At 66.5% G+C, this 16,303-nt stretch carries 13 protein-coding genes and 1 tRNA gene; 1 reads left to right on the top strand and 13 read right to left on the bottom strand.

From position 1 onward, the window contains the following. Positions 1 to 178: 178 nt before the first annotated feature. The 10 genes from K9F62_05315 to K9F62_05270 form a co-directional block, all read right to left on the bottom strand. A complete protein-coding gene (locus K9F62_05315) occupies positions 179 to 1,777 on the bottom strand; it encodes a radical SAM protein (GenBank protein ID UJX42105.1) in 1,599 nt (532 codons plus the stop codon). Between the two features lie 63 nt (positions 1,778 to 1,840). Then, positions 1,841 to 3,343 (bottom strand): D-glycero-beta-D-manno-heptose 1-phosphate adenylyltransferase, encoded by a 1,503-nt coding sequence (gene rfaE2 / locus K9F62_05310; GenBank protein UJX42104.1) that lies wholly within the window; start codon positions 3,341 to 3,343, stop codon positions 1,841 to 1,843. Positions 3,344 to 3,465: 122 nt separating this feature from the next. After that, positions 3,466 to 4,452, bottom strand: coding sequence for an ADP-glyceromanno-heptose 6-epimerase (gene rfaD, locus K9F62_05305; GenBank protein UJX42103.1), 987 nt, complete (start codon positions 4,450 to 4,452; stop codon positions 3,466 to 3,468). Positions 4,453 to 4,582: 130 nt separating this feature from the next. Beyond that, positions 4,583 to 5,425 carry a glycosyltransferase family 2 protein gene (locus K9F62_05300; GenBank protein UJX42102.1) on the bottom strand — a complete coding sequence of 281 codons (843 nt, stop codon included), beginning with the start codon at positions 5,423 to 5,425 and terminating at the stop codon, positions 4,583 to 4,585. A 25-nt stretch (positions 5,426 to 5,450) separates the two neighbouring features. Next, on the bottom strand, positions 5,451 to 6,404 hold the full coding sequence (locus K9F62_05295; protein UJX42101.1) for a lauroyl acyltransferase: 954 nt from the start codon (positions 6,402 to 6,404) through the stop codon (positions 5,451 to 5,453). A 2-nt stretch (positions 6,405 to 6,406) separates the two neighbouring features. Then, positions 6,407 to 7,708: a cobalamin-dependent protein gene (locus tag K9F62_05290; protein UJX42100.1), complete on the bottom strand. Its 1,302-nt coding sequence runs from the start codon at positions 7,706 to 7,708 to the stop codon at positions 6,407 to 6,409. Beyond that, complete coding sequence (locus tag K9F62_05285) at positions 7,705 to 9,210, bottom strand: B12-binding domain-containing radical SAM protein (GenBank protein UJX43136.1); 1,506 nt, start codon at positions 9,208 to 9,210, stop codon at positions 7,705 to 7,707. Before K9F62_05285 ends, K9F62_05290 begins: the two co-directional genes overlap by 4 nt. Before the next feature lie 67 nt (positions 9,211 to 9,277). Continuing rightward, positions 9,278 to 10,885, bottom strand: coding sequence for an acyltransferase (locus tag K9F62_05280; protein UJX42099.1), 1,608 nt, complete (start codon positions 10,883 to 10,885; stop codon positions 9,278 to 9,280). 233 nt (positions 10,886 to 11,118) lie between these two features. Next, a complete protein-coding gene (locus tag K9F62_05275) occupies positions 11,119 to 11,730 on the bottom strand; it encodes a chemotaxis protein CheC (protein UJX42098.1) in 612 nt (203 codons plus the stop codon). A gap of 144 nt (positions 11,731 to 11,874) precedes the next feature. Continuing rightward, positions 11,875 to 12,552, bottom strand: coding sequence for an SIS domain-containing protein (locus K9F62_05270; GenBank protein ID UJX42097.1), 678 nt, complete (start codon positions 12,550 to 12,552; stop codon positions 11,875 to 11,877). Between the two features lie 188 nt (positions 12,553 to 12,740). Between K9F62_05270 and lhgO the strand changes: the two genes are divergently transcribed. Beyond that, a complete protein-coding gene (gene lhgO / locus K9F62_05265) occupies positions 12,741 to 13,952 on the top strand; it encodes an L-2-hydroxyglutarate oxidase (GenBank protein ID UJX42096.1) in 1,212 nt (403 codons plus the stop codon). Between the two features lie 289 nt (positions 13,953 to 14,241). On the opposite strand, the gene K9F62_05260 is transcribed toward lhgO, so the two are convergent. The 3 genes from K9F62_05260 to K9F62_05250 all read right to left on the bottom strand — a co-directional run bounded on the left by K9F62_05260 (position 14,242) and on the right by K9F62_05250 (position 16,267). After that, a tRNA-Ser gene (locus tag K9F62_05260) sits at positions 14,242 to 14,331 on the bottom strand. A 13-nt stretch (positions 14,332 to 14,344) separates the two neighbouring features. After that, a complete protein-coding gene (locus K9F62_05255) occupies positions 14,345 to 15,058 on the bottom strand; it encodes a PilZ domain-containing protein (GenBank protein ID UJX42095.1) in 714 nt (237 codons plus the stop codon). A 249-nt stretch (positions 15,059 to 15,307) separates the two neighbouring features. Beyond that, on the bottom strand, positions 15,308 to 16,267 hold the full coding sequence (locus K9F62_05250; protein ID UJX42094.1) for a chemotaxis protein: 960 nt from the start codon (positions 16,265 to 16,267) through the stop codon (positions 15,308 to 15,310). Positions 16,268 to 16,303: the final 36 nt, after the last annotated feature.

Here is a 16,303-nt window from a genome sequence, read left to right as displayed (position 1 = left end):
TGTGAAAAAGCCGTCGGCAAGCTCTCGGCTACGGAAGGAATCCCCAGGCATTCAAACGACTTTTACCGGTTACAACCTGTAACCGTTAAAGGTTTTGGGGAGGGGAGAGCGCGAGAGGGGGACACTTTTTTCAAAAAGGGTCCCCCTCTCGCACTTCTTCTTCCACCTCTTCCCCCATTTACCCCTTCCTGCCGGCGACGACGGGATCGTGCAGGACGAGCCGTTTGAAATAGCCGGTGATGCGCGCGATGTCGCCGCCGGCAAGCGCCGCCGCGCCCTTGGCCGCAAGCCGCATGCCTTCGCCGGCCACATAGGCGAGCTTGTAGAGCCGGGTCGGGTTGTGCCTGGAGAAAAAGGCCGTCAGGCGCGGCGAGAGAAGCGCCGCGTACACCCAGCTCGGGATATGCTGGAAGGTGAGCAGATAGAGCAGAAACGACGGGTAGTTGCGCCGGGGCGGGATGTAGAACGGCCGGCGGTAGATTTCCGTTTCCTCGTTGTGGATGCGTCCCTCGGCCTTGGCCAGCCGGTACAGTTCGGTTTCCGGAAAATAGACCAGGCTGGCGATGGCCAGGCCGAAGGGCTTGGGGAGTTTGGCCAGGAGCCGCACGGTGTCGAGGAGGTCCTCCTCGGTCTCCCAGGGCGAGTCGATGATGACGTGATAGTCCGGCGTCAGCAGCTTGCCCCGCCGTTCATGGAGCAGCCGCGCCCCGGCCAGGACCTTGTCCTCGGATTCGGACCGGCGAAAAAGTTTTTTGATCTTGGGGCTGCCCGACTGGATGCCCATCTCCACATAGCACAGCCCGGCGTCGATGAGCAGATCGAGCTTGTCCGCGGCAAGGGTCGTGGGCGAGGCCTGGCAGAAAAGGGGCAGGCCGATGTCCTTTTTGTAGGAGGCGGCAAAGGCCGTCAGCCAATCCATTTTGCGGGAAAAAAAGGTGTCGTCGAAAAGCTGGATGCCCTCGATGAAGGGATAGCGCGCCGTGATCTCACGCAGTTCGGCCATGACATGGGCCACGCTTCTGTTGCGAAAATAGGGGATGCCGCCGCCGGCGAAAAGCGCCTTGACCGTAGGCACGTTGCAATAGGCGCAGCCGTGCGGGCAGCCCCGGTCGGTCATGGTGCGGTAGACGCGAAGGAGCCGGCCGCCCCGATAGGGCACCCGGGGCAGGGCATGGGCCAGGACGTCGGCGGAAAGGGGGATGATGCGGTCGGCCTCGGGAGCGTGCACATACTGGTCAACGCCCGTGAAATCGAAAAAAGGCAGCGCGTCGAGGTCGGCGATAAGCGGGCGCAGGCCGTTGTCCACGATGCGCCCGTCCCGCCGGGTCCACACCCCGGGGATGGCGTCCGTGGCCTCGCCCGAAGCCAGGGCGGCCAGCAGTTCGTCCAGGGCCGTCTCGCCTTCGCCCCGACAGACGAAATCCGCGTGCTCCAGGGCCTCTTCGGGCCGGATGGTGGCGTGGATGCCGCCCCAGATGACCGGCAGGCCCAGGCGATCCTTGACGGCTTTGGTGAGCTGCGCGGCCCGGTCGAAGTAGTTGGTGAAAAAGGACACGCCGACCAGGTCCGAACCGGCGGCCAGTTCAAGGGCCGCGTCCACGATGTGGTTCGGGTAGCGGTAGACGAAGGAGCCGTCCTCCTGGAGCAGGCCGATGCTTCCCGGAAAAAGGACGAGGCGCACGGTGTGGCCGGCGGCCTTGAGACTGGCTTGCAGGCTCCTGACGCCGAAAGCGGACAGGTCCGGCGGGGTGGGGGAGAAAAGCGTCAGTGTGGGCATGGGGGCATCCGGGCAAAGCCGTGTTTCGGGTGTTTTCCGGGCTTGGGATTGTTTGGCGCCCGCCTAGCCGGGGGCGCTCCGGGAGGCGTCCGAGATGCGGCGGATAAGGCCGGTGGTGCTGCGATCCGGGGTCAGCGGCACGAGCACCACCCGGCCGCCGTAGCTCGCGACGACATCGGCCCCGACCACGGTTTCCAGGGTATAATCGCCGCCCTTGGCCAGCATGTCCGGCCGCACGGCCTTGATGAGCTCCAGCGGCGTGTCCTCGTCGAAGATGACCACCGCGTCCACCGAGGCCAGCGAGGCCAGCATGCGCGCCCGGGCCGCCTCGTCCTGGACGGGGCGGGTGGGCCCCTTGAGCCGGCGCACCGACGCGTCGGAATTGAGCCCCACGATGAGCCGGTCGCATTCCCGGCGCGCGCCGTCGAGCATGGCGGCATGGCCGGGATGGAGCAGGTCGAAGCAGCCGTTGGTGAAGCCGACGGTCAGGCCCAGCCGTCGCCACAGATCGGCCATTTCGGCCGCCCGTTCGCGGGAAAGTTCCTTTTGGCCCGCGTCCTCGCCGGATTGGCGCAGCACGGCCAGGCGCAATTCGTCGGGATGGGCCACGGCCGTGCCCACCTTGCCGACCACGATGCCGGCGCCGATGTTGGCCAGGGCGGCGGCCAGCCCGAGCGGCGCGCCCACGGCGATCCCGGCGGCCAGGATGGCGGCCACGGTGTCGCCCGCGCCCGAGACGTCGTAGACCTCCCGGCCGGCGGCCCGGATGTGGGTGGCCGGTCCGTGGGCGGGGTAGAGGCTTAAGCCCTCCTCGCTGCGGGTGACGCAGATTGCGCCGAAGCCGTGGGTCAGGATGAGCGTACGGGCGGCGCGGGCGTATTGGGCGTCGTTGGCAAGCGTGGCGCGGGTCGCGGCCGCAAGCTCGGCCTTGTTGGGGGTGATGACGCTGGCCCCCCGGTAGCGGGTGAAATCCACGCCCTTGGGGTCGACCACCACCGGGATTTCGCGCCGGGCGGCCTCGGCAATGAGCGTGGCCAGCAGACCCGGCGTCACGCCGCCCTTGCCGTAATCCGACACCACGACGGCCGTCGCTTCGGGGAGAAGGGCCAGGGCCGCGTCGGCAAGCGCCTGTTCGCTTGCGGCCGTGACCGGGGCCACGGTCTCGAAATCGGTGCGCAGCAGATGGTGCGAGCCGGAGACGTAGCGCGTCTTGACCGCGGTGCGCCGGCCGGGCTCGGGTACAAGCCGCGCCTGGCCGCCGGTCAGGTCGGCCAACAGTCCGTCCAGCTCCCGGCCGGCCGCGTCGTCGCCGACCACCCCGGCGCAGGAGACATGCACGTCCAGGGCGCGCAGGTTTCGCACCACGTTGCCCGCGCCGCCAGGCATGGCGGCCTCGTCCTCAATGGCCAGGATGGGGATGGGGGCTTCGGGCGAAATGCGGCTGACCGTGCCCCGCACAAAGCGGTCCAGCATGAGGTCGCCGACCACCAGCACCCGGGCGTCCGCCAGACTGTCGCACAGGGCGATGCGGTCGGCGAGGGCATACGTGTCGGGGCTTTCCAGCATTACGGTCTCCGGTTTGCGGCTCGTGTGCCGGCGGTCATTTCCTGGGGGTCCGGTCGTTGCGCAACAAGCCGGATTTGTTTTTCAATTCGCGGAACCGTACCTGTTTTCCCGTAGGCCCGCCACTAGCGGTAGGGGTTTTCGCGGGAGAGATAGCCCCTGACGTAGTCGGCCACGGCCTCTTCAAGGGGCGTCATGGGGTCGGCGTAGCCGGCGGCGCGCAGTCGATCCAGGCGGGCCTCGGTGAAATACTGATACTTGTCGCGGATCTCCGGCGGCATATCCACGTATTCGATGGCCGGCGCGCGCCCGGCGGCGGCGAATCCGGCGCTGATGAAATCCTTGAATGTCCGGGCCGTGCCCGTGCCCACGTTGAAAAGTCCGCTGACCTCGGGATGGTCGAGGAGCCAGAGCATGACCCGTTCGGCGTCGCGCACGGACACGAAATCGCGCTTTTGCCCGCCGTCGGGGTAGTCCGGGTGGTGGGACTTGAAGAGCTTGACCGTGCCGCCGCCGGCGATAACCGGCCACAGCTTGGTCAGCACGCTTTGCATGGAGCCCTTGTGGAATTCGTTGGGGCCGAAGACGTTGAAGAATTTGAGTCCCGCGCACTGGGGCGGCAAAGGGCCGCCGTCGACCTTGCGGCGGCAGACGATGCGGTCGAAGGCGTGCTTGCTGAAGGCGTAGAGATTAAGCGGCGTCAGTTTGGCCAGGGCCTCCGGGGTGAAGCGGTCGTCGAAGCCCTGGGCCCCGTCGCCGTAAGTGGCGGCCGAGGAGGCGTAAATGAGCGGCACGCCGGCAGAAGCGCACCAGTCGAGCAGGTCTATGGAAAAGCGCAGGTTCTCCCGGGCCACGGCGTCGCCGTCGGTGACGGTGGTCGCGGAGATGGCCCCCATGTGGAACACGGCGCGAAGCTGTCCCCGTCGGCCCGAAAGCCAGGCCGACAAGGCCTCGGGCGCGATCAGGTCATCAAACTCCCGGGCCCGGATGTTCTTCCATTTCTCGCCGCTGCGCAGGCGGTCGCACAGGATGAGGTCGGTGATTCCCCGGTCGTTTAAGCCGGCGGCCAGGTTGGAGCCGATGAAACCGGCCGCGCCGGTAATGAGGATCATGGGCTGCCTCCGTGTCGGACAGGAAATTTGAAGAAATGTAGGGGCGTCGCGGCACCATGGCAAGTCCTGGTCCCGGCGGCGGGGTGGGGATCGGCGGGGGAGGCGGGCGCTTGGGCGCGCCGCGTCGGGGTTATGCGTCTTTTTCCACCTCCGCCAGGCGACGTTCCAGCTTTTCCACCCGCGCTTCCAGCGACGCGCGCATGGCGGCGGTCCTGGTCCGGCAGGCCACCTTTTCCTCGAGCAGGTCGTCGAGGATGAGGTTTTTTTCGAACCAGGCCCGCAGCATGGTGCTTAAGTACCGCCGGCCCATTTCGCTTAAATGCAGGTTGGAGTTGCCCCAGGTGCGGCCCTGCCAGGAAATGGGAACCTGGGCGATGGTGTAGTCGCGGATGAGGGCGTTTAACGAAAGCTCGATGGTGATGTTGAAGTGGCAGGCCTTGAGCGGCCAGATGTCGCGGATCACGGCAGCGCGGTAGGCCTTGAAGGAATTGGTCAGGTCGTTGAAGCGCGTCCAGAAAAGGAGCTGGAGCATACGATTGACGAGCCTGTTGGCCACGAGCTTCACCCGGGGATAGTTCGAGCAGTGCGAGCCCCGGATGAACCGCGAGCCGTACACGCAGTCGTAGCCTTCCTCGATCTTGCGGTAATAGCGGGCCACGTCCTCGGGGTCGTCGGACTGGTCGGCCATACAGATGACGATGACGTCGCCGCCGGCCTGCTCCAGCCCGGCCCGTACGGCCCGGCCGAAACCGCGCGGCGGCGCGCGGCGGACGATGACCACATGCGGGTCTTCCCCGGCCAGGGCGGCCAGCACCGCGCCCGTGCCGTCGGTGCTGTTGTCGTTGACCAGCACCAGCTCGTAGGGGATGGCCTCGCGCGTTAGCACTCGGCGCAAACCCGCCACCGTGTCCCGGATATTGCCCTCTTCGTTGTGGGCGGGGATGACCACGGACAAGGTCAGCTGTTCATCCATAGCGATTCCTTGGGGCGGGTGAGGCTCAGTCCCGGATGTGTCGCGTCGTCAGGGGAAACACATGATCCTCCAGACCGTGCCACCAGCCGGGCATGGCAGCGACCCGGGCGGCGTAGCGGTCCAGAAAATCCTTGGTCATGGCGCGACCGGCCGCGTTTTTATCCGAAACGGCCGGAACTTCCAAGGGCGCTTCGATGGTGAGGCGAAACGGGGCGTCACGGCCCGGGCCGAGAAACGTCGGACACAGGGCCGCGCCCGTGGCCAGGGCCAGTTTGGCCGGCCCCAGGGGGGCGCTGAGGCTGCCGCCCGGGAAATCGAAATCCGCGTGCCGGCCGAAGGGGACCTGCCCGGGGCCGTCGTCGGCCGTGGTCATGACCACGCCGCCGGCGCGCAGATGCTCGACGGCCCGGCGGGTGCCCGGTCCGGGCGGCACGATGGCGGCCGGAATGCGGCTTTCGTAGATTCGGCGCAGGCGGAAGGCCACGTGGCGGCCGATAAAGGACAGGCCGGCGTCGCTTAAAAAGCCGATCTGGAGCATGGGGTAGCCGAGCAGTCCGAGGGCGGCCAGGGGCAGCTGGGTCGGGCCGAAATGGCCGATGGGCAGCACCACACCCTGTCCGGCGGCGAGCGCGGCGTCGAGGTGTTCGATACCCTCGATGGTGAGCACCGAGGGCCGGTTGTCCCGGGTCAGCCGGGGAAAGACGAAGATGGACAGCTGGTTGACGTAGTGCGTCTCGTAGGCGGCGACCATCTGGTCTTTTTTCGCGGCCTCGTCGAGCCCCGGCGCGACCGTGCCGGCGGCCCGCCTGAGCCTGTCCGCCCGGCCGCCGCGCCTCCCCGCCAGGGCGGCATGGAGCCGGCCGAGGCGGGCCAGCAGGGCGAGTCCGGTCCGGGGCGGCAGGCGCTCGACCACAAGGCGCAGCGGATACCAGACGACAAGGCGCAACAGATCGCGGCCCAGGCTTTCCGAAACCTTCATGCCTACTTGCCCGCGGCCCGCAGCAGGAGATTGAAGAATTTGTCCAGGTAGAGCGTCTTTTGCTGGCTGTAGGTGACCGGGGTCAGCAGGTCGGCTCCGGGTTCGATGAGTCCTTCGCGCGCGGCCAGCTCGGCCAGGGCGGTGTGGGGCTCCACGCGCAGGGTGTTGATTTCGAAATGCGCCCGCCGGCCCATCTGCCGCTTGGCCCGAAGCAGGAAGGCCAGCATGCCGGCCGCCGCGAAAAGCGTCTGGCCGGGCGGGTTCTTGAAGAAGTTGTAGCTCACCTCGAAGCAGCCCATGTCGCGCACCAGCCCGTAGGCGGCGTCGATCTCGGCCACGGTCACGGCCTTGCCCAGTTTTCGGAGCGCGCCGTCGCCGTAGGCGTCGGGGGAGAAGATGACCGTATCGCAGCCGGCGTCGCGGGCCAGCTCCAGAAACTCGCGGTTAAGCCCCCGCTCGGTGAACCAGGCCGACCAGGAAAGCGTGACGCCGCGCGCGATCATGGCCCGCATGACGTCCCTGGCGTGGTCCGCCGGCACGTTGAAGACCGAGTCGAGAAAGGTGAAACGCTTAAGTCCCTGCTCGTGCTCCAGGCGGTAGAGCGACTCGGCCACGCGTTTGGGGTCCTTCTTGCGATAGGCCTTGCCGTTTAAAAATCCGTAGGGGCAGTAGAGGCAGGACAGGGCGCAGCCCCGCTTGGTCTCGACGCCCACCCCCCAGGGCACGGCGGCGTAGGGGGCAAGCGGCAGCACGGAAAAATCCGGTTCCGGCAGGCCGGCCAGGTCGTTTTTCGCACCCGGGGCCGCCGGGGAGGTCAGTCGCGCCGTGCCGTCCGCGTCGCGGACATAGACCGAGGGCACGGCGGCGGGGTCGCCTCCCGTCCCGGCGGCCAGTGCCTCGATCAGGGCGGCGAAGGGAAGCTCGCCCTCCAGGTACACGCCGTAGTCGATGGCCGGGTGGGTTTCCATGATGCGTGGGGCGAACATGGAAAACCCCGAGCCGCCGACCACCAGAGGGCCGGAGAAATCGCGGCGCACCGTGTCCAGCACCGCTTCGAAGGGCGGCAGGTAGGAGACGTTGACCCGGGTGTTGGTGGAATCGATGTTGCGCAGCGACACGCCGACCACGTCCGGCGCGAACGCGCGTACCTTCGCGGCCAGTTCGGCCATGGGATCGGCGGCCACGTTGGGGTCGACGCAGGCCACGTCATGGCCGGGCAGGCTTGCCGCCAGGCAGGCCAGCCCCACCGGATAGACCGGCGGGCCGTCGCCGCCGAGCCAGGACTGGACGAGCAGGACCCTCACCGCCGCCCCAGCAGTCTTTTGACCAGCCGCTTGGCCGGTCCGGCCACGGCAAAGGCCAGCTCCCAAAAGGGCCTGAAAAGCTTGGAGCCGAACACTTTGGCCACGCCGTCCCGGGCGCACAAAGCCAGCAGCCCGGAGGGAAACCGGCCGCCCTTGGCCAGAAGGATCAGGAAATTGCAGTAGTCCGGCCGGCGCATGGTGTAGCTCTTGGTGTAGACCTGACTGCGCTCGTCGGTGAGGTAGCCGTCGGCCACGGCCATGGCGGCGAGTTTGGTGCCGGGGTAGAGCACCAGGGAAAAGGGCTGGAGCCGAAACGGCTTGGGGATGCGGGCGATAAAGCGGATGGAGTCCAGCCGGTCCTTTACGGTCTCGTAGGGCGTGTCCAGGATGAAGTCGTAGCTCGGGGGCAGGAGCCTGTCCCTATAGCTGTTGATGACGCGCATGGCGGCGAGCATCTTGTCGTTGCCCATGGCCTTGCGGTTGAAAAGCTCCTGGATGCGCGGCGAGCCCGTCTGCACGCCCATTTGCAGGTAGATCATGCCGGCGTCGACCAGGGCTTCCATCTTTTCCCGGGTGATGGTGGCCGGACTGCCCAGGCAGGTAAACGGCAGGGCGACGCGTTCCTTCCAGGCCTTGCAGAAATCCCGGATCTCCTCGAGGGGCCGGGCGAAAAAGGCGTCGTCGGAAATCCAGACATAGCCGATGAAGGGCATGATGCGCCGGGCTTCGGCCAGCTCGTCCATGACGTGGGCGACGCTTCGCCAGCGCAGGTAGCCCTTGGCCCCGTAAAGGGACTTGATGGCGTCGTTGACGCAGTAGGCGCACCGGTGGGGACAGCCCCGGCCGGTCATGGTCTGGTAGCCCACCCGGCCGAGCATCTTCGAAACCGTGCCGCCGGCCAGGAAGCGTTCGGTGACGGCCGTGGTAAGGGGGACGATGCCGCCGGCCGTGTCGTCCCAGATAGAGTGGTCCTTATGGGACCAGTCCGGCGCGGGCAGGGCGTCGAGGTCCGTGGTCAGCGGCCGCACCGGGTTTTCGGCCACGGCGCCGTCCGGGAGCCTGGACCAGATGTTGGCGATGCCGGTCACCGGATTGCCGGCCTCGAGGGCCAGGCAGACGTCGAGGATGGCTTCCTCGCCGTCGCCCACGCACACCATGTCCGCCGTGTCCAGGCATTCCCTGGGCCGGATGGTGGGATGCACGCCGCCCCAAAGGATGGGGACCGGCAGGCGGGCGCGCAGGGACCGGGTGATCTGGACGGCGTTGTCCATGTAATTGGTCATGAGCGAAATGCCGACGAGGTCGGCGTCGCGGCACAAATCGGCCAGGGCGTCGAGGACGCGGGCCGGGTAGCGCTCGGGCTGGTCGGTCAGGGCGTCGCCCAGGGGATCGGGCAGAAACACCAGCCGGGTGGCCACGCCGTTTTGGCGCAGAAAGGACGAGATGGCCCGCACGCCGAAGGCGGTGATGTCGGGATAGGGGGAGATGAGGACGACGCGCATGTCGGGGCTCTCTTCGGGCTGGTAAACTTTGACCAGTATCAGGAGTGCCGCCATGGGGCGGCGCTTGTCAAGGCGGCGGGATACGGGTGGCCGCTGTTTGCACGGGTTGCAGGGCGAGTTGGGTGAAATCCACGGCCAGGGGGCGGGGGTCGCCCGGGATTGGTGGAGCGCCTTTGCCATTCCAGGAGGCGTAGTGGAAACGCAGCACATTGTCGCCTGGGGCGCCGGGAAGCAGGTATTCCCGGTAGATAGGCTCCCCGGCGCGGCTGGGAATGCTTTCGATGTCGCGGCCGTCAAAGGAGATGCGCGCCGTCTGGCCGGGGGACAAGCTGGTGTAGGCGAATCGCAGGCGGATGTTTGTCGCCCGGGGCAGGCGGAAAATGATCTCGCTTTTGGGACCCAGGCCCCAGCGCGACATGGTTCCGTCGCCCGTGGGATGCGGGCCGTCAAAGCCGATCAGAACCACCGTGGCCGGCTGTTCGGGCAGGAAATCGTGGGCGGCCAGGGGGAGACTCGTAGCCGCGCGCTGCCACAGCATGACGCGTTTGAGGCCAAGCGGCAGGGCCAGGATGACGACGGCCAGGCCGGCGGCCAGGAGGACCTTTCGCCTTGGCACGGGAAACCCGGCTTTGACCCAGGCGATCCGGCGGGCGTCGGCCGGTCGCTCCACCGCCAGAAGCAGGCCGACGGAGGCCAGGATGGCCAGGGCCGAGCCCACGGTCTCGGTGGGCCAGGCTGTGAACTGGGTGACGGCGTAAAAAACGGGCAGGTGGACGATATACATGGGATAGGAAAGTTCCCCTATCCATCGGTCAAGGCGGCTTTTGCGGCAAAGAAGGAACACGGGGGGCAGACAGACTGCCAGGGTCAGGTAACGGGCCCAGGGGGGCAGGTCGAGCAACGGGTTGGCCGCCACGACGAAAAGAACCGCCAGGGCCGCCGCGAGAATCCTTGGCGAGGGTTGGCGTGCCTTCAGCCGGAAATAGACATGGCAGGCCAGGACTCCGGCCAGAAAAAAAGCCAGTTCGAAAGGGAAAAAGCGGTCGCCCAGGGCGTCGGTCGGCAGCCCCAGGGCCGGGAACACGGCAAAGCGCAGGGCCAAACTGGCCAGGAGCAGCGCGCCGATGCGCCAGGGACGTTGGCGGACGATGAACGGGGCCAGGGCGTAGAACAAAAGCTCCAGTCCCAGGGTCCAGGCCTGGCTGATCCAGACGAGGCCGGAAAAGGCGTTTCCGCTGCCTCCGGCATCAAGCGAGAGGTGCAGTGCGCCCCGGGCGTCCACGGCGACGAAACAGAGGGCGTCCAGGCCGACGATAAAGAGATTGGCGGCGGCATAGACCAGGATGGACACGTCGTTTAAGGAGGGAAGGGCCTTGGCCCAGCCCTGGAACGGCCACTCCACGGTTCCCCGGATGGCCCAGACCAGGCCGCCGTAGGCCAGGGTCAGGAGCAGGACGGTCAGGTAGCAGGGGAAAAGCCGCAGATAGCGGCTGCCGAGAAAACCGGCGTAGGGAACGTCCCGGTATTTCCCGTTGAGGACCAGGGACATGTAGAAGCCGGACAAAATATAGAAGGCGCGTACGGCCACGGTGGTGTCCAGAGCCGGCAGGCCCAGGGCGTGGTCGGAATGGCCGACGAGAACGGAAAGGGCGAGAAGAAACCGCAGCAGTCCCATGAATCAGACGTTCGGGGGGCGGCTCTGTCTGGCGTCGGCCGGTCGGACTGTGTTTGGTGGCACCCCGTTCCTCCTCGCGGTCGTGACCGCAACGGCTTTTAGCCTCGCGTCGGTTGGTTGTCCAGCCGGGTGGCCACGCCGTTTTGGCGCAAAAACGACGAGATGGCCCGCACGCCGAAGGCGGTGATGTCGGGATAGGGGGAGATGAGGACGACGCGCATGTCGGGGCGGTCCTACCCGGTTTGTTCCCGGATCTTTGTGTCCAGGGCGGTGGTTAGGGCGTCGAAGCCGTCCTGGGCCATGACCACCAGGATGTCGCCCGTGGCCAGGTAGCGGGCCACGGCGAATTGGGCGCGCACGTAGAGGGTCACGGAGCACAGCGCGTCGGCCACGGCCAGAAGCGGCCCCAGGTTGTTGGCCGTGGACAGGGGCTGGTAGCTTACGTGCAGGCCGAGCATGGTGCCCATGGCCCCGAGCACGCCGACCAGCACCACGTTGCCCACTTCGCGCAGAGTGTCCTCGCGCATGTGCGGCGAAGGGTCGGGGATGCCCATGGCCTCGGTCAGCCCAGTCACCAGGGCGGCGGCGTCGGCATGGGCGAAGGCCAGGGCGGTCATGCCGCGCATGGCGCCGAAAAACGGCAAAAACACGCCTTCGCAGATGGCCGGGCAGCGGTCGGCGGTGGCGGCGGTGAGGCTTGGCCGGCTCATGATGCGGATTTCCGGGGCCGAGAGCTTCACGTGGCTGTCGCACATGCGGTTTAAGGCCTCGGCGGCGCGGCCAAGGCCGATATTGACGCATTCGCTTAAGAGGTCCATGCGGGAATCGAGCGTTATTTCAGGCATGGCCGGTTCTCCCGAGCAAAGCGCGCCGCCTGGCGGCAACCCTGCTTCGCGACAGTTTGGAAAGCGCCATCATACGACGCCGGCGCGTCCTGGGAAAGCGTTTTCCGCGCCGGCACGGTCCGGACGCCCTGTCGCGCCGCCATCCTACCGGGATACTTCTTTTTTGCGGCAGCATTCCATGAGGTCCATCCAGTGATGCAGGATGGAGGCGTGCCCGGTTTCGGCCAGGCCATAGGTGGGGGCGGGGATGTAAAAGTTGAGGTCCCCGCGCCGCCGGATGGCGTTGTCCGGGGAAAAGCCCGAAAGCGTGGCCACGAAGCCGCCGCGTTCCCGGGCCACGTCCACGGCGCGCACGATGTTGGGCGAATTGCCGGAACTGCTGATGGCCACCAGAATGTCGCCGGGCGTCATGTACCAGCGCAGCGGTTCGGCGTAGATTTCCTCGAACCGGATGTCGTTGCCGAGCGCCGTGACCAGGGAAAGGTCCGTGAACACCTGGGTGCGCACGCAGCCGTTCTTGGCCAGGTCCGTGGCGAAATGGCTGGCCATGGAGGCGCTGGCCCCGTTGCCGACGAGAAAGACGCAACCGCCGGCGTGGCGCACGGTGGTCGCCGCGTCCAGCCAGCGGCGAAAGCCTTCGTCCGGGGCGCAGGCGACGCCGGCGCGGTCGGTGACGACCAGTCCGTCGAGGCAGGCGGCCAGCGCGGCCCTGTGCCCGGACCAGGCGATGGCGTTCGCCGGTTGTGTCGCCTCCCCATCCGGGCAGACGGTTTTGGCCCTGCCGGGCAGTCCGCATTCCTGGCTTGGCTTGGGCGTGGTCATGCCCACCAAATAGTGCGTTTTCCTTCCAGCGGCAACCATCGGCGCCAGGCGGACTTCTTGACGCCCTCTCCCGTTTGGGCCAACAGGCAGGCCGTGACGCGCCGCATCGTGCCGGCGCGCCGCCGTCTTTCGCCTCCGTTCACCATGGACGCGGGCCCTTTTTTTGTCCTGCACCCGGAGTCGCTTGTATGATGCCTTCTTCCACCACCCCCGATTTTCTGGTTATCGGCGCCGGCGTCGTCGGCATTTCCATTGCCCGCGAACTGGCGGCGCGCCATCCCGGCGCCTCCATCACGGTCCTCGAAAAAGAGCCGGACATCGGCGCCCATGCCAGCGGCCGCAACAGCGGCGTCATCCATGCCGGCTTCTATTATACCGCCGACAGCCTCAAGGCGCGGTTCACCCGGGAAGGCAACGCGGCGCTTAGGGCCTTTTGCGCCGCGCGGGGCCTGCCGGTGCGATCCTGCGGCAAGCTGGTGGTGGCCAAAAACGAGGCCGAGGTGCCGGTCCTGGACACGCTGCTGGCGCGCGGCAAACAAAACGGGGTGGAACTTTCGCGCATCACTTCCAGGGAGGCCCGGGCCATCGAGCCGCGGGTCAAAACCTGCGGGGCGGCGCTTTTTTCCCCGACCACGGCCTCCATCGATCCCTTGCGGGTGCTTGCGGCCATGGCCGCCGCCGCGCGCGAGGCCGGGGTGACCATCGAAACCGGCGTGCGCTACCTGGGGCGCGCCGGCTGCGACGTGCGCACGAGCGCGGCCACCTATACCCCCGGCTATGTCGTCAATGCCGCCGGGCTGTATGCCGACACCATTGCCAAGGATTTCGGCTTCTCCCAAAAATACCACCTGCTGCCTTTCAAGGGGCTGTACCTCTACGCCGATCCTGCCGCGCCGCCGCTGGCCACCCACATCTACCCCGTGCCCAACCTGGCCAATCCGTTTCTGGGCGTGCATTTCACGCTGACCGTGGACGGCAAGGTGAAGGTCGGCCCCACGGCCATCCCCTGTTTCTGGCGGGAGCAGTACGGCTGGCTGTCCAATTTCGATTTTGGCGAATGCCGGGAGATCGTGGGGCGCGAGCTGTCGCTTTTCGCCGGGGCGGATTTCGATTTCCGCCGCTTGGCGGCCGAGGAGCTGCGCAAGCAGTTCCGGCCCCATATCGTCCGGCTGGCCGGGGAGCTGGCCACGGGCGTGCGCGTTTCGGATTACCGCAAATGGGGCCGTCCTGGCATCCGGGCCCAGCTCGTGGACGCGGCAAAGCGCAAGCTGGTCATGGATTTCGTCCTCGAGGGCGACGCCCGCTCGCTGCATGTCTTAAACGCCGTGTCGCCGGCCTTTACCTGCTCCATCCCCTTTGCCCGCCACGTGGCGGACAGGATCGAGGCGGCCAGCCGATAGGGGGGCGTCCTTGAGGCGGTTGAGTGCTTGGCGAGAGTTATTCCCCCTGCTTGGAGGAAGCGAGGTGCGCCCCCGGCTTGTGTCTCATTGAATAAACGTTGTTGGGTTTGCGTCTCATTTTTTTTGTTTTATGAGACGTTCTCACCGTTGCGGTTCATGCGTGAGACTAAAAGACCTCGTGCCCTCGGCTATATTGAGTAACTCTCCGATCCCGTGCTGACTTTCCCCATCTCTGTGGGGGATAGTGTGGGGGAAGTCTTTTTGGGAAAATGGAGAAAAACTCGTAAACTGGCGGAGGGAGAGGGATTCGAACCCCCGGACGGGTTACCCCGCCAGTGGTTTTCAAGACCACCGCCTTAAACCGCTCGGCCATCCCTCCGCGAAAAAGCTACCTAAGGCCGTTTCGGCGGCGAGGCAACCTCGAAATCCGTCGGATCGCAGCCCAGCCGCGTCAGCTCCGCGCACAATGCCGCCGGCTGTTCCAAAAAAGCCAGCCCCACCCCGGGCACCGCCCGCCGGCAGCCCCAGGGCTCGTGCCAGGCCACTTTCGCCCGCACCGCGCCGTTCGTGATGTTCGGAAATTCCAGCCAGGCCGGGGCGCCGACTGTCCAGGGCGCGGTCGTGAACACGAAACAGCCGAGCGAGGAAATATTGGTGGTGCAGGTTTTCTCGCCCCCCGGCCCGTCGCCGTCGTCGCGGGGCGGCGTGCGCCACAGCACCGCCGGCAGGGTCACGTCCACACGCTCCCCCCGACGCAGCCCCCGGGGCAGGAAATCGCGGCAGGCGGCCACGAATACCGACAACCCGTCCAGGCAGCCGGAGCCGGATTCGCTGCCCAGCGCGAAAATCGCATCCGTGGCCGGATCATACTTGAGGCGCGCCGACGGATACACCTCGGCCAGGGCATGGAGCAGCTTTCTGTCGAAATCCTTGGTCCGGACAATGGTCGGCACGTCGAAGAGCACCCCGCTGTACCGGCAATGGCGCATGGCCGTCAGCAGATCCCGGGACGTGGCGGCCACATCGCACGCGGCCCCAAGCGCCGCCAGCGCCGCGACGAATCGCTCCCTGGCCCGACCCTCGTTGGCAACAAGCAACATCCGCATGGATACGCCTTCCCCTCGGTGATTGCGCCCGGGCGGCCGCGGGACGCACGCGCGCCGGCGCGGGACGCCTGGCCGGGAGTCCGGTTATGGGGAGCGGAAGCGGCTTCTCCGTGACGTTTTCTTGAAAATGCGGCGGCCTGCCTCGCAGGCGTCGCGGAGAGCCTCGGCAGAAGTCCTCGGGGAAGATTTTCCGGCCGGGCGTCTCTTCCACTCTTGCGGAAGGGGCGAGCCCTTGTCGGGAGCGCGGTCCTAGCGGTGCTCCTCGATGAGCTTGCGCGCCCGTTCCGCCAGGGTTCCGACCTCGGGCTTGGTCACCTGGTCGTCGGCCCCGACCGAAAGCCCCTTGTGGTAGAGCTGGTCGTTTATAAGCGACGAAAAGAGCACCACCGGCAGCTGCTTGAGCACCGGGTCGTCCTTGATCTTCTTGCACAGCGTATGGCCGTCCATGGACGGCATTTCGATGTCCGTGACAACCAGGTTGACGTTGCGGGTAAGCGGCGTCCCCTTGGCGTCCTCGGCTTTCCAGCCGGACAGCCGGTTCCAGGCATTTTGGCCGTTGATGTCCTGGATGACCTCGAAGCCGTCCTTCTCCAGATAGGAGGCGATGAGCCGACGGATGGAGTTGGAGTCGTCCACGACCAGGGTTTTGTAGGAGGAGCGCTCGGGTTCCGGGATGGCGGCGGCCGCCTTTTCCCGTTCCGTCTTCATGGCCAGGGCGGGGTTCAAGTCCCAGATGATCTGCTCCATGTCGAGCAGCAGCACGATATGGTCCTCGAATTTCACCACTCCGGTGAAATTGTTGGCCGCGAAGGTGGACACGAAGCCCGAGGGCGGCTCCACCTCGGACCAGCTGAGGCGGTGGATGCGCGTGACCCCGGAGACCATGAAGGCGTTGATGACCTTGTTGAACTCCGAGACGATGACCTTGGTGTTCTCGTCGCGGGCCATGGGCTTGCCGAGCCACAGGCTGAGGTCGATGAGCGGAATGACCCGGGAGCGCAGGTTGAACGTGCCGATCACGCTCGGATGCGGGGTCTGCGGCATGCCCGTGACCTTGGGCAGACGGATGATCTCCAATACCTTGGCCACGTTGACGCCGTAGTAGGCCCGGTAAGGCTTGACCCCGGGTTCGGTGGCCTCATCGATGTAGAATTCGATGATCTCGAGCTCGTTGGTGCCCGATTCCAGGAGGATGTTGGTTTGCGCCATGGCAACCTCGATAGCCGTATGCCCATTTATGTCGAG

It is taken from the genome of Desulfovibrio sp. JY (assembly GCA_021730285.1).
Classification (GTDB): Bacteria; Desulfobacterota; Desulfovibrionia; order Desulfovibrionales; family Desulfovibrionaceae; genus Solidesulfovibrio.
The sequence above is the reverse complement of the archived record's forward strand: the minus strand, read 5'-3'. Positions and strand labels throughout refer to the sequence as shown.